At 37.0% G+C, this 13,360-nt stretch carries 12 protein-coding genes; 9 read left to right on the forward strand and 3 right to left on the reverse strand.

The window, feature by feature from the left end:
* Window positions 1-143: 143 nt before the first annotated feature.
* The 4 genes from racE to cbpB all read left to right on the forward strand — a co-directional run bounded on the left by racE (window position 144) and on the right by cbpB (window position 3,435).
* Window positions 144-965 (forward strand): glutamate racemase, encoded by an 822-nt coding sequence (gene racE / locus AB3H93_RS02865; RefSeq protein ID WP_178306413.1) that lies wholly within the window; start codon window positions 144-146, stop codon window positions 963-965.
* Between the two features lie 3 nt (window positions 966-968).
* Window positions 969-2,318, forward strand: coding sequence for a ribonuclease PH (rph, locus tag AB3H93_RS02870; protein ID WP_010737495.1), 1,350 nt, complete (start codon window positions 969-971; stop codon window positions 2,316-2,318).
* Complete coding sequence (locus AB3H93_RS02875) at window positions 2,315-2,827, forward strand: metallophosphoesterase (protein ID WP_368020094.1); 513 nt, start codon at window positions 2,315-2,317, stop codon at window positions 2,825-2,827. Before rph ends, AB3H93_RS02875 begins: the two co-directional genes overlap by 4 nt.
* 107 nt (window positions 2,828-2,934) lie before the next feature.
* Window positions 2,935-3,435 (forward strand): cyclic-di-AMP-binding protein CbpB, encoded by a 501-nt coding sequence (gene cbpB / locus AB3H93_RS02880; RefSeq protein ID WP_010719279.1) that lies wholly within the window; start codon window positions 2,935-2,937, stop codon window positions 3,433-3,435.
* 90 nt (window positions 3,436-3,525) lie between these two features.
* Here cbpB and AB3H93_RS02885 read toward each other — a convergent pair whose 3' ends face one another.
* The gene (locus AB3H93_RS02885) at window positions 3,526-4,440 is read right to left on the reverse strand and encodes a mechanosensitive ion channel family protein (RefSeq protein WP_034697771.1); all 915 of its coding nucleotides are present in this window, start codon (window positions 4,438-4,440) and stop codon (window positions 3,526-3,528) included.
* 168 nt (window positions 4,441-4,608) lie between these two features.
* Between AB3H93_RS02885 and AB3H93_RS02890 the strand changes: the two genes are divergently transcribed.
* Entirely contained in the window at window positions 4,609-5,622 is a 1,014-nt protein-coding gene (locus AB3H93_RS02890) for a branched-chain amino acid aminotransferase (protein ID WP_010719277.1), read from the forward strand.
* 452 nt (window positions 5,623-6,074) lie between these two features.
* Here AB3H93_RS02890 and fabI read toward each other — a convergent pair whose 3' ends face one another.
* A complete protein-coding gene (gene fabI / locus AB3H93_RS02895; RefSeq protein WP_368020095.1) occupies window positions 6,075-6,830 on the reverse strand; it encodes an enoyl-ACP reductase FabI in 756 nt (251 codons plus the stop codon).
* 216 nt (window positions 6,831-7,046) lie between these two features.
* Between fabI and fabZ the strand changes: the two genes are divergently transcribed.
* The gene (gene fabZ, locus AB3H93_RS02900; protein ID WP_010719274.1) at window positions 7,047-7,487 is read left to right on the forward strand and encodes a 3-hydroxyacyl-ACP dehydratase FabZ; all 441 of its coding nucleotides are present in this window, start codon (window positions 7,047-7,049) and stop codon (window positions 7,485-7,487) included.
* Between the two features lie 127 nt (window positions 7,488-7,614).
* Here the strand turns inward: fabZ and AB3H93_RS02905 are convergent, their stop codons facing one another.
* Complete coding sequence (locus tag AB3H93_RS02905) at window positions 7,615-8,373, reverse strand: peptidylprolyl isomerase (RefSeq protein ID WP_368020096.1); 759 nt, start codon at window positions 8,371-8,373, stop codon at window positions 7,615-7,617.
* A 184-nt stretch (window positions 8,374-8,557) separates the two neighbouring features.
* On the opposite strand from AB3H93_RS02905, the gene AB3H93_RS02910 reads away from it, so the two are divergent.
* From AB3H93_RS02910 to AB3H93_RS02920, 3 genes are all read left to right on the forward strand, one after another.
* Window positions 8,558-9,652 (forward strand): DUF871 domain-containing protein, encoded by a 1,095-nt coding sequence (locus tag AB3H93_RS02910; RefSeq protein ID WP_010719272.1) that lies wholly within the window; start codon window positions 8,558-8,560, stop codon window positions 9,650-9,652.
* A 342-nt stretch (window positions 9,653-9,994) separates the two neighbouring features.
* Window positions 9,995-10,930 carry an alpha/beta hydrolase gene (locus tag AB3H93_RS02915; RefSeq protein ID WP_368020097.1) on the forward strand — a complete coding sequence of 312 codons (936 nt, stop codon included), beginning with the start codon at window positions 9,995-9,997 and terminating at the stop codon, window positions 10,928-10,930.
* Between the two features lie 355 nt (window positions 10,931-11,285).
* A complete protein-coding gene (locus AB3H93_RS02920) occupies window positions 11,286-13,286 on the forward strand; it encodes a hypothetical protein (protein ID WP_368020098.1) in 2,001 nt (666 codons plus the stop codon).
* Window positions 13,287-13,360: the final 74 nt, after the last annotated feature.

A 13,360-nucleotide genomic window follows, 5' to 3' on the forward strand; every position in this document is an offset into this window, starting at 1 on the left:
TAAGATCATTAAGTCAAACTAGTGATTCTTTAGATCGACTGTGTGAGCTATTCAAGCTTTATGGATAGAAGTACAAAGGTAGTACTTGAAAAATCACCTTAAAAAGTCCACAATAAGGAAGATAGAATTTATTGAGAAAAAGGATGATACTATTGACTGATAATCGCCCGATTGGTTTTATTGATTCAGGTGTTGGTGGATTGACGGTGGTCAAAGAAGCATTGAAACAATTACCAAATGAAAATATCTTATATGTTGGAGATACTGCCCGTTGCCCCTATGGTCCTAGACCGGCAGAACAAGTGATCGAATTTACTTGGGAAATGACGAATCATTTGGTGGAACAAAACATCAAAATGTTAGTGATTGCCTGTAATACTGCTACTGCGGTTGCTTTAGAAGAAATCAAGGCGACACTTCCTATTCCAGTCATTGGTGTGATCTTACCTGGGACAAGAGCAGCTGTTAAACAAACAAGAAATAAACAAGTAGGGATTATCGGAACCCTCGGAACGATCAAAAGTCGTGCTTATGAAACAGCGCTGAAAACGAAGGTACCTGAACTTGCCGTGACTAGTTTGGCTTGTCCAAAATTCGTTTCGGTAGTGGAAAGTAATGAATATCATTCGTCAGTGGCAAAAAAAATCGTTGCCCAGACACTAGCGCCATTGGTTACTAAGAAAATCGATACATTAGTATTGGGTTGTACCCATTACCCTTTGTTACGTCCGATTATCCAAAACGTTATGGGAGAAAGTGTAACATTAATCGATTCAGGTGCAGAGACTGTCGGGGAAGTTTCGATGTTGCTGGACTATTTTGAAATCAGCAATTCAGTCAATGAGGGGCGGACGTTATGCCAATTCTATACGACTGGTTCAGCTAAGCTTTTTAAAGAGATTGCACAAGATTGGTTGATGCTCGATCAGTTGAATGTTGAGCATATTGAATTAGGAGGAAAATAACAGATGCGTCACGATGGAAGACAACCTCAGCAGTTAAGAAAAATAAAGATTGAAACAAATGTTTTTAAACATCCAGAAGGTTCTGTTATGATTCACTTTGGTGATACGATCGTCAATTGTTCTGCTACGATTGAAGAAAACGTTCCGCCATTTTTAAGAGAAACAGGAACTGGTTGGGTAACAGCAGAATATAGCATGTTGCCACGTGCGACTCATACTAGAAATCGAAGAGAAAGCAGCAAAGGAAAACTTTCAGGACGCACAATGGAAATCCAACGGTTGATTGGTCGTTCGTTAAGAGCGGTCGTTGATCTGAAAAAGTTAGGCGAACGTAGTATTATCATTGATTGTGATGTTTTGCAAGCAGATGGTGGGACAAGAACGGCTAGCATCACAGGAGCTTTTATTGCGTTAAAATTAGCAGTCGAAAAGTTACTTCAAACAAAAGTTTTACGTGAAGATCCAGTTATTGAACATTTAGCTGCTATCAGTGTTGGGATTTTACCCGATCAGACATGTGTGGCAGATTTAGATTATGAAGAAGATGCTGCAGCGCTAGTCGATATGAATCTAGTCATGACTGAATCTGGCAAATTTGTCGAGATTCAAGGAACTGGGGAAGAAGCAACCTTTGATGGAGAACAATTAAACGATCTGCTCTTTTATGGGAAAACGGCGATTGAGCAATTGATTCTTGAACAAAAAAATGTCTTGTTCGAGCAACGAGCAGAAAGAGAGGACGATTTGAAGACGATCGTTATTGCTACCAAAAATGCTGGGAAAGCAGAAGAATTTAAAGCGATGTTTGGCAAAGCTGGTTATGAAGTCAAAACATTGTTTGACTATCCTGAATTACCTGATGTAGAAGAAACTGGTTCAACGTTTGAGGAAAATGCTCGTCTGAAGGCGGAAACGATTGCTTATTTGTTGAATCAACCTGTATTAGCTGATGACTCTGGTTTGAAAGTAGATGCTTTAGGTGGCATGCCAGGAATCTACTCTGCACGATTTGCCGGTGAACACAAAAGTGATGCAGGAAACAATGCGAAATTACTTTATGAGATGACGGAGATTCCTGATGAGAAAAGAACGGCGCAATTTCATTGCACCTTGGTTTTTGCTGCACCGGATAAAGAAAGTCTAGTGGTGGAAGCGCAATGGCCAGGAAAAGTAGGAAGAATCCCAAGAGGAGACAACGGCTTTGGGTATGATCCACTATTTATTCCTGACGGTTCAACTGAAACTGCAGCCGAAATGTCAAGTGAAGAAAAAAACCAAGTCAGCCACCGGGCACAAGCAATGAAGAAATTGAGCCAAGTATGGCAAAGCTGGTTGGAAGGTGAAAACAAATGAAATGTTTAGTTGTCAGTGATAACCATGGTGATCGGGAAATCTTAGCTGATCTAGTTGCTCGTTATCAAACGAAAGTAGATTTCTTCTTTCACTGTGGCGATTCAGAATTATCGCCAGAAGATCAATTGTGGACGCACTTCCATGTAGTCAAAGGAAATTGTGATTTCGGACCGGGATTTGTTGAAAAAGAGTGGGTTGATACTGGGAAAGATAAAATATTTATCACTCATGGACATTTGGCAAATGTTCGTTTTGGTCTTACTCAATTAGCGCTTGAAGCGCAAGCCAACCAAGCAACGATGGTCTTTTTTGGTCATACGCATCAAATTGGTTGTGAGGTAGTAGAAGGGGTCTTGTATTTGAATCCTGGAAGCATTTCGCAACCACGAGGACCGATCCAAATCCCTTCTTATGCCTTGATTGAACACAGTGGAAAACAAGTCAATGTTCAATATTATAATCGAGCGCATCAACCTGTTGAGGAACTGGCTTTCACTTTTTCCTTGTAAGCAAAAAATCTCTAATTTTTACTAAAATCTCGATTTTTTATATGAATTTTGCATCCGTTTTCGGTAAAATAATTATGTTGAAATGAAATTGAAATGGAGGCCCTCCAATGATTGGACCGATTGTAAGAGAGTTATTGCTACAAAATCGAGAGACTTTTTTGATCTCAGCTGAAAATGTAGCGAATGTCATGTATCAACATCCATTATCACATGGTTTGCTTGTTTTATCGAAAGTAGGTTATACGAAGATCCCTGTACTAGGAAAAGATGACCGTTTTGTGGGATTAGTTAGCTTATCTGATGTCGTCAATAAAATGATCGATCTACAAACGATCAGTATGGACCCACTAGAAGGATTAACCGTTGCAGATGTAATGGAAACGAATGTTGCAACGATCGATGAAAATTGGGAACTAGAAGAAGTTCTCCATTTATTAGTTGATTCACCTTTTCTACCGGTTGTTACAGAAGACAAAGTTTTTAAAGGGATCATTACTCGAAAAGAACTACTAAAGGCAGTCAACTATATGGTGCATGAATTGGAACGACGAAACATTGTTTCGCCTAAAGTCGAAGAATTAAAAGAAAAGTTAGACATCGTTAGTTAACGATTAAAGCAAAAAAGATTGAGACTGATTACACTTATTTCTCCATTAAGGTCATTTAATGGAAAGCGTAAGGAATCGTCTCAATCTTTTTTATTTCAAGCTGATCGGGCTGTTAGGAATGGTAAATCCTGCTGTTGTCAATTCTTTTACATAAGAACTCAAAAATTCTTCTTTCAAAACAAATTGTTTTCCATTCAAGGCATAACAAATGGTTCGAATCGCAAAATTACTGTTCCCTAAATCGACTAATCCAAAAATTGTTGGTTCAGTTTGTAAGTCGTCTTGGTATTTTTCAGCTAATCGTTGATTTACACGATCGATGATTTCGTAGATAGAATCATAGCCTTCTTCCGGCACGATGCGAATATCAAGTAGAACTTGCATATTCGCTCTGGATAGGTTGCTGATAGTCGTGATGTTTCGATTGGGAATAAAGTGGACCGTACCGTCTACGGCTTTTAGCTGTAACGTCCGAATACCGACAGAAGCCACTGTTCCTTCAATTGACAGATTCGCTAATTTTACATAATCTCCGACATCCATTTGTTGTTCCATAATAATGAAAAAGCCAGTAATCACATCACTCATAAAGCCTTGTGCGCCCAATCCAATTGCTACCCCAGCGATTCCCGCTCCTGCCAACAATGAACCAATCGGAACACCAATGACGGATAAAATCGCATAAATAAAGAAAAAACCCATCGTGTATTGGAAAATCGTATTTAACAGACTGTGTAACGTTTTTAAACGACTTTCATTCAAAACCGATTTCTTAGAATATTGTTTAAAAGATTTATCAATTAAATATTTTCCGACACGGTTGAGTATGGCAAATAAAAGAATTAAAAAAACTAAATAAAGTCCTTTTTGGATAAAGGTTGCAAAAATTGCATCCCAATCGATCGTATTCCAGAAACGTTGGAAAGCATTCACTTGGTGGACTGCTTGGTCAGTTAATGTTTCACCTGTGGAAGTGGTTGCTGTTGTCGCTAGTTGTAAAAACATAAGATCCCCTTTTCTAAAATATATACTCACTACTGTATTGTAACAAGAACGAGGGAAAAAGAAAATCAGCAAAACTGTTTCAAATTTCAGAAATTTTCCAAAAAATAAAATGACAAACCTCAAGGATAGTGCTAAAATATTCACAAAACAAAGATAGGTGGAATGAATATGCAATTGGATTGGAATAATTTAGGTTTCTCATATATCAAAACTCCTTGGCGTTACGTTGCAAAGTGGAAAGATGGTCAATGGGAAAAAGGAGAATTGACGGAAGACAACTATTTAACAATCCATGAAGGTTCTCCAGCGCTTCATTATGGACAACAATGCTTTGAAGGATTAAAAGCTTACCGAAGAAAAGATGGCAAGATCAATCTTTTTCGACCAGATCAAAACAGCCGTCGTTTGAATCAAAGTGCTAGACGGTTATTGATGCCGATGGTACCAGAAAAAATGTTCATTGAAGCTGTGAAAGACGTAGTCAAAGCGAACGAAGCATTTGTACCACCTTATGGAACAGGCGCAACATTATACTTACGTCCTTTTCTGATTGGTGTCGGTGAAAACATTGGTGTGCACCCAGCGCCAGAGTACTTATTTGTCGTTTTCTGTACCCCAGTTGGTGCTTACTTTAAAGGTGGTTTGAAACCAACGAACTTTATCGTATCAGAGTACGACCGGGCAGCACCTAATGGAACAGGGGCAGCAAAAGTAGGAGGGAACTATGCAGCTAGTCTGTTGCCAGGTACACAAGCGAAGGAATTAGATTATTCAGACTGCGTGTATTTAGATCCTGCTACTCACACGAAAATTGAAGAAGTCGGTGCAGCGAATTTCTTTGGTATTACTAAAGATGGGCAATTTATCACACCGCAATCGCCATCGATTTTACCAAGTATCACGAAATATTCACTCTTACAATTGGCTGAAGAGCGTTTAGGCTTAACTGCTGTCGAAGGGGATATCTTTATTGATCAATTAGACCAATTTGCCGAAGCAGGAGCGTGTGGCACAGCAGCGGTCATCTCACCGATCGGAGGGATCTATTATCAAAATAACTTACATGTTTTCCATAGCGAAACAGAAGTTGGTCCTGTAACTAAACGATTGTATGATGAATTGACAGGGATCCAGTTTGGCGATGTAGAAGCGCCTGAGGGTTGGATCGAAGTAGTCGAATAAACAACAGTATAATCTAATAAAAAAGAGATGCTACGATTTCTAGGACAGATAAAGACGATCTGTCCTAGTTTTTTTATAAATTTAGTTCTACAAGCTTTCTTGCCATATACTACTTTAGAAGAGTTTATCCATCACCAAATAGAAGATACAATTTCACTCATATTAAAATATAAACTATTTATATTTTAACAATCAAATGGCTTGTAATCTGCCACAATAATCTAGATAGGCATATTTCATGCGTATCATCGTCTGGGTCTCATATTTTCTTTAGGGATCAATCAAAATAAGACGACCCAATATTGATAAGCCTATCAATAGTAGGTCGTCGTTTAAAGTTTATTTGAAACCGGTGAGTTCGTTAGTGTTAAACGAATTTTTCCGTTATCTTACTTAAATAAAAAGCGATTCGTGTTGTTTTAAATGGGATGACTAAAGTAAATAGGGTTCTCTTAAGATAAGTGGACGCCTTTATCTACATAAACGATGTCGCCAATCATTCCGCTTGATAATGGGCTAATTAAAAAGGCACAGGCATTCCCGACTTCTTCGATCGTCACACCTTGTTGATCTGGTGTACGTGATTCAGATAATTGGATCAATTTTTGGTAATCTTTCACGCCAGTAACCGCTAATGTTTTGATCGCTCCAGCTGAAATACCGTTGACACGAATGCCTTTAGGAGATAGTTCTGCAGCTAAGTAACGGATGGCTGCTTCTAAAGATGCTTTTGCGATTCCCATCATGTTGTAGTTAGGAATAGCGCGTTCTGATCCTAAATAAGACATGCTTACAATTCCGCTGTTATGTGCTAGATACTTTTGTGCATATTTTGTTACAGCGATTAATGAATAGCTACTGATATCTTGCGCTAATTGATAGCCGTCACGTGAGATATCGGATACGTTTCCTGATAATTCTTCTTTGTTTGCGTATGCGATCGCGTGTACTAGGCCGTGGATTTCTCCAGCATATTCGCCGATTGCATCCATTGCTTTTTCAATACTTTCATCACTTGATACATCACATTCCACCGTAAAGGCATCTTCGCCGACTAATTTAAGCAATGATTTTTTCATGCGTTCATTTTGATAAGTATAGATGATCTCAGCACCTTGTTTCATCATTGCTTCGGCACAACCCCAAGCAATACTACGCTTATTTGCGACGCCCATAATGATGATTTTCTTTCCTTCTAAAAAAGACATATTGACACTCCTTTGATCTTAAAAAGATTTAATAGGTTGTATAATAAACAATAATTGCAAAATAATAACCTCTTGATTTTCTATTATTAGTCAAAATGCTTTGATTGTCAAACTATTTTTTTTAATAATAAAAAAAGATTGCTAAAAATTTAAGAATATGATACTTTGATAATCAAAGTAATAATCAAGGCAATTAGCCAAAAGAAGGAGTATATTATGTCTTACGTATTATCAGCTACTGAAGTAATGGACTTGATTCCCAATCGTTATCCAATATGCTATATCGATTATGTCGATACCTTAGAACCAGGAAAGAAAATCGTCGCAACGAAAAATGTAACGATCAATGAAGATTTCTTCCAAGGACACTTTCCTGATAATCCAGTAATGCCTGGCGCATTGATTCTAGAAACCTTAGCGCAAGCTGGATCGATTCTGATTTTAAAATCAGAAGAATTTTTAGGCAAAAGAGCGTATATCGGTGGGATTAACAAAGCGAAATTTCGCCAGAAAGTGGTTCCTGGTGACGTGATGAAATGTCATTTTGAAATCACAAAAATGAAGGGTGCAGTAGGGACCGCTTTATCTGCGGCTTATGTCGAGGATAAAAAAGTTTGTGAGTGTGAGTTTACTTTTATTGTGAACAAAGATGCTTAATTGGGTAAAGCGGCTTTTATTATAAAAGCAGAATTTACAAGGACCCAGTTATCAGTAAAAGCCGAAGAACAGCAAAGGGCAATGGAGTACCTTTCGTTATTCTTCGGCTTTTACTTAATGATTCGTCTTATGATTCTTTCGCTTCCTGTAAGATATTGATTTTTTCAATTTTAACCGCTTCTTTTGGTTTATCTGAGGCATCTGTTTCAACCTCTGCGATTTTATCTACAACGTCCATTCCTTCGATGACTTGTCCAAAGACCGTATATTCACCATCTAAATTAGGATAGCCACCATTTTTATACGCATTGATGATTGCTTGAGGGTAATCATCTTTTAATAGTCCGTCATGCATATCATCTGAGTTTTGGACGATAAAGAATTGGCTCCCATTACTGTTAGGATCTTGGGCACGTGCCATGGATAAAGCTCCGCGGATGTTGTAAAGCTGGTTAGATATTTCAGTTTCAAATCCTTTGCCCCAAATACTTTCACCGCCAGTACCATCCCCTTTAGGATCGCCTCCTTGGATCATGAAATCTTTGATCACTCGGTGGAAAGTCAAGCCATCGTAATAGCCATCTTTAGCATGTGTCATAAAATTCTCAACTGCTTTAGGGGCCAATTCAGGGAATAATTTCATTTTGATTGTCCCTTTTGATGTGACCATCTCAACCAGATCTTCATTGGCAGCGACCTCATTGTTCAATTGAGGAAGAGGGAGTGCGTTTAAATCGACACTTTCTTTTGTACTGCTTTCCGTTGTTTTTTCTGTTGAACTTGTTGTTTCAGAAGTGTTTGTTTTTGGTTCACTTTGATTACACCCTGCTGCAAATAGTAGGGTTGCAACCAATCCCATACTTAAAAGAAGTTTTTTTGTTTTCATTTTTGGTTCCTTTCAAAGATAATCAGTTTGTTATCTATAATGATAACAAATAATGATCAATTTACCTATTCTTTTTCTCATAATTTCTTCGTTTATGATCACTTTTCTCAAAGGTGTAGACCATTTAAAGCGCTTTTGTTATAATGTAAGTGGATACAAAAAAGATTTTGGGAGGATTCAACTGATGGGAAAATTAGGTATTTCGATTTATCCGGAACGTTCAACGTTCAAAAAGGACAAAGCATATTTGGATTTAGCACATAAATATGGATTCAAACGTGTATTTACTAGCTTATTACAAATAGAAGATGACAAAGAGAAGGTTTTAGCTGATTTTTCTAAAGTTGTGGAATATGCGAACCAATTAGGAATGGAAGTTATGGTAGATATCAATCCAGCATTATTTGAACAATTAGGGATATCCTACGATGATCTTTCCTTTTTCCATAAGATGGGAGCGTACGGCATCCGTTTAGATATCGGGTTTACGGGAGCTGAAGAAGCAAAAATGACACGTAATCCATACGGTATTAAGATTGAGATCAATATGAGTTCTGGAACTAGTTATGTTGACAACATCATGAGTTATTCTCCGAATACTAATAATTTGTTAGGGTCTCATAATTTTTACCCTCATCGCTATTCTGGTTTGAGTTATGATCATTTTGTATATTGCTCAGAAAAATTTAGGAATTATAATTTGAATACAATGGCATTCGTCAATTCTCAAACCGCTGATTTCGGACCATGGCCAACGCAAGACGGTTTGTGTTCGCTTGAAGATCATCGAAACTTAGAGATTTCTACACAAGTCAAGCACTTGATGCTTACGGGTTTGATCGATGATATTTCTATCGGAAATGCTTATGCGAGCGAGGAAGAACTAAAAGCGATGGCAGAAGCATTTAATGCAGATTATCCAACGTTGAAAGTAGATGTTGAAGAAGATATCACCGAAGATGAACGGATTTGTTTGTTTGATAATCTCCACAGCTATCGTGGTGATCGTTCAGAATATATCCTTCGATCAACAATGACACGAATCTACTATAAAGATAAACCATTCCCACCACATAATACCCGGGACATGTCTCGCGGGGATGTCTTGATTGATAATGTGGGGTATGACCAATACAAAGGTGAAACTCAAATTGCGCTAAAAGAGATGAAAAATGACGGTCGTGTGAATGTAGTCGGACGTATTTCAGAAGATGAATTGTTCTTATTAGACTTCTTAAAACCGTGGTCAAGTTTTAAAATGATCGAAAATAAAAAATAATGGTTCCTAACTTTTAAATTTTTTGTTTAAAAGCTAAGAACCATCGGGGAAACTTCAAAGCCGGTTAATTCAACTGGTTTTGAAGTTTTTTTTTGTAAAAATGATTGAAAAATTGATTAGTCTAAATAATTTGTCAAGATGTTATGTCTCTCCGATAACAAGAATGATCTTGATAGATTAGTTGTGTGAAGATGGTTTTTTTACAACCATTTATAATGAAATTTGAAGGGAAATGGGTGATGTGGAGCTTTATATTTACTCTTTGAAGGATTGCATCGAATAACTTCTTTGTTTATACTTAATCAAGAATTAGTATTAATAATGGATTAAGGAAGGAAAGCGATGAAACTTTTGACAAAAATAGTAATCGGAATTGCTATTGTCGTGATAGTGGTTCTATTATTTGCAGGCAACTATTTTTATAATTATGCAGTTGTCCCATCAGAAAAAGATTTTTTAGAAAACGATACGCCGGGAACTTCTCAAACAACAAAAGAAAACGAGGCGACAAAGTGGTTCAATCAGAAAGAGAATCGCACTTACTGGCATCTAACATCAACAGATCATTTGAAATTGTCTGCGATCTATCTGCCAGCAGAAAAGAAAAGTGATAAAACAGTTATTGTTGCCCATGGTTATATGGGGAATGCAGAAACAATGGCAAATTATGCAAAAATGTTTCATGATTTAGGCTACAATGTGTTAGTTCCAGATGCTCGAGGCCACGGGCGTAGTGAAGGGGATTATATCGGATTCGGTTGGCCAGAGCGAAAAGATTACGTCCAATGGATCGATAAAATCTTAGCAGAAACAGGGCAGTCGCAACAAATCGTGCTTTATGGAGTAAGTATGGGTGCTGCAACTGTGATGATGACGAGCGGTGAGAAGCTACCAAATAACGTGAAAGCGATCATCGAAGACTGTGGGTATTCGTCAGTTGATGAAGAACTTGCATATCAACTAAAAGATATGTTCAACTTACCTTCTTTTCCATTGATCCAAGTGACTAGCTTGATTACAAAAATTCGAGCAGGGTATTTTTTTGGGGAAGCAAGTGCCGTTGATCAATTAACTAAAAATACGAAACCAATGTTATTTATCCATGGTGATGCGGATACATTCGTTCCCTATAATATGTTAGCAAAAGTATATGCTGCAACTAAGGGACCAAAAGAAAAATACGTGGTCAAGGGAGCCGAACACGCAAAAGCATATCAGGCAGACCCAGAAAAGTATCAGCAAACCGTCAAAGACTTTTTAGCAAAATATGTCCAATGAGTTGTTTGCTAATAGCTAATACAAAAATAATTTTAGGATTCTAATAGAGAGAACTCATTCTTTTTATTTACCGGCAGTCATCCGTTCACAATAGAAATATGGGTGACTGCTTACATATATAGTTGAGAATTTTACATAAATCAGACAAAAAAACGAACGAAAATCAAGAATAGGCAAAGAGGAACCTTTCTGTCATTATCGAAAAATACATTGTGAAGAATGAAAATAGAGAAAATGAATTTAGGAGCCTTTTTGACATAAAAACGGATATAAAATCGTTTCATGAAAAAAAGCGAATCAACCGCACAAAACGATTTTTATTATAAAAAATGATCTCAAGAAAGGGAGCGAAAAAATGCCACTGGCAAATAAACTAGAACTAGAACAAGCTTTGCGCGCACGATTATTAGTCAATTCAATATCCTCTAAAGATACTAAACATTCAATTGTGAACCGCACAAAACGTTTGTTCAAAAAAAAACCTTCGATTGAAGTAAATAAGCAAGACAAATTTGGGAATTTCAAAATGTATGAACAATTTTTTGATCTTCCAGTTGGAGATATTCGGCATATTCCTGATTTGAATGAGACGAAAGCGATGTTTAAAGAGTATTTGAAAAATTGGAGTCATATGATCAATGTGAGTGACGATCCTAACATAACAAGTTTAGCTGAAGAAAAGGGTCAGTTTACAATGTACGATTCATTCGAACGGAGTAGCGATGCTATCCAAGATACACAAAAAATAGAACAGGAACTTTTACACTTAAGTGGAGATGAAGCTCGTTTTCTCGTATTACCACTCCTAAGTGGGAGACCGTTACATAAAGAGGAAAAAGAGTTGATTAAGGACACCACTGAAAATGAGCCTATATATACTAGTTTAACAGGAGCAATTATCCAAAATCAAAACAATAAATATCTCGTTACATTGGTAGCTTCGAATGACCAAGAGCTCACGATTCGCAAATACGCAGTCGATCAAGACAAAACCAAAGAGTTAGCCAATCTATTGGGCACGCCTTTACACTCTAGCCATGTGAATGAGACTACACTAGTGGATAAATTTGAGAATCTTAGGAATAAACAAGAAATAAAAGAAACGGCAAAGAATATATCACATTCAAAAAAATTTCATTTCTTACTTCCGCAACTATATTACACTGTTGACTACATTTTTTATGGGAATGCTATTGATCAAATTCATGAGGATGTTCAAAAGAACGGTCAAATACAAGATCAGAAGGGGAAGGCAATTGATGAACAAACGAAGCCCCCAATGGATTACTTCAATCTTACACCAGCAACTCAACAAAATAATCATAAACGTTTGATGAATGAGTTTCATTACGCAGCACTTAAGAGGATGAACCAATTACAATATTCGGAAGATCTTCTTCATTCGATGGTTATTGTACATAATAAAACTGAACAAGTGGAAAATATGGATAAGAATTGGAAAACAAAAATTGAAGATACAATACTCACAACTTCTCAACAAAGAAAATCGCCGTATAGACAAGATTCAGTAGAAGTAGAAGACAGAGGGATTTACCTAGCTGAGCTGCGGGAACCAAAAGAAATATTTGAGAAAGCAGAAGAACAATTAAAACAGTCAAGAGGGATTGTTCTGCCAAATGAAGTGGCAGCAATTAGCCGTTCACTTCAATATAGTAAGTATTATCAGTTAGAAAAAAATTCGATTGTACAAGAACTCTCTCGATTAATGCCAGGCGATCCAACTTCTTTTCTAGTTACTTCTCATGATATTCAGATCAAGTTGAAGGACAAGGGTCCTCATGAAAAACAGAATCTTGGTTGTGTGATACGGAAAAATACTTTCGGGAACTTTATCGTTTCAGTGGTTGATCCCACAGGTTACTATCAAAAAAGAACGCAAGTAAATGGTCTGTTACCTTGTGTACATGAATTTGAAATTTCTAAATCTAACCTATCAGAACTAGCACAAGTACTCAATAAGCGCAACGATAAGAACAAAAGTGACTTTATTCTTCAAAGGGATTTATCCTTAATTAGCAATGGAGGAAAAGTTACAGATTATATCATTGATCAAAGTGCTTATTTAAAATCAAAACAGGGATTTCATCATTTTTCTGCCGCAGTAGATTTTGCTATTTTTTCAAGTACAATGCAGTTAGGGCGTTATGTTTATATTAATGATCTTGAGAAATTGAGTGGAAAAAATACAGAGTTAGCGAATAATTTAGGAGAAGAAAGAGCATTGAAAATAGCTTATCCAGAACACTTTGCTCAAAAGAAAGTGAAAAAAACACGAGCTGGTAATTCGCAAATAAGGGACGTTTATAAAAATTCTATCTTTGATCAAGAGAGATGATAAGGTTTACCATCACTCGTTCTTTTTGAACCAGTTTAGAAGAACTAGACAAAGAGACCGTTTGAACCACTCAA

This window comes from Enterococcus sp. C74, from assembly GCF_040887125.1.
Taxonomy (GTDB): Bacteria; Bacillota; Bacilli; order Lactobacillales; family Enterococcaceae; genus Enterococcus_B; species Enterococcus_B hirae.

Bases quoted from the DNA above. Each gene is read 5' to 3' on its own strand.
- racE (WP_178306413.1), top strand. From the start codon at position 144: ATGATACTATTGACTGATAATCGCCCGATTGGTTTTATTGATTCAGGT.
- rph (WP_010737495.1), top strand. From the start codon at position 969: ATGCGTCACGATGGAAGACAACCTCAGCAGTTAAGAAAAATAAAGATT.
- AB3H93_RS02875 (WP_368020094.1), top strand. From the start codon at position 2,315: ATGAAATGTTTAGTTGTCAGTGATAACCATGGTGATCGGGAAATCTTA.
- cbpB (WP_010719279.1), top strand. From the start codon at position 2,935: ATGATTGGACCGATTGTAAGAGAGTTATTGCTACAAAATCGAGAGACT.
- AB3H93_RS02885 (WP_034697771.1), bottom strand. From the start codon at position 4,440: ATGTTTTTACAACTAGCGACAACAGCAACCACTTCCACAGGTGAAACA.
- AB3H93_RS02890 (WP_010719277.1), top strand. From the start codon at position 4,609: ATGCAATTGGATTGGAATAATTTAGGTTTCTCATATATCAAAACTCCT.
- fabI (WP_368020095.1), bottom strand. From the start codon at position 6,830: ATGTCTTTTTTAGAAGGAAAGAAAATCATCATTATGGGCGTCGCAAAT.
- fabZ (WP_010719274.1), top strand. From the start codon at position 7,047: ATGTCTTACGTATTATCAGCTACTGAAGTAATGGACTTGATTCCCAAT.
- AB3H93_RS02905 (WP_368020096.1), bottom strand. From the start codon at position 8,373: ATGAAAACAAAAAAACTTCTTTTAAGTATGGGATTGGTTGCAACCCTA.
- AB3H93_RS02910 (WP_010719272.1), top strand. From the start codon at position 8,558: ATGGGAAAATTAGGTATTTCGATTTATCCGGAACGTTCAACGTTCAAA.
- AB3H93_RS02915 (WP_368020097.1), top strand. From the start codon at position 9,995: ATGAAACTTTTGACAAAAATAGTAATCGGAATTGCTATTGTCGTGATA.
- AB3H93_RS02920 (WP_368020098.1), top strand. From the start codon at position 11,286: ATGCCACTGGCAAATAAACTAGAACTAGAACAAGCTTTGCGCGCACGA.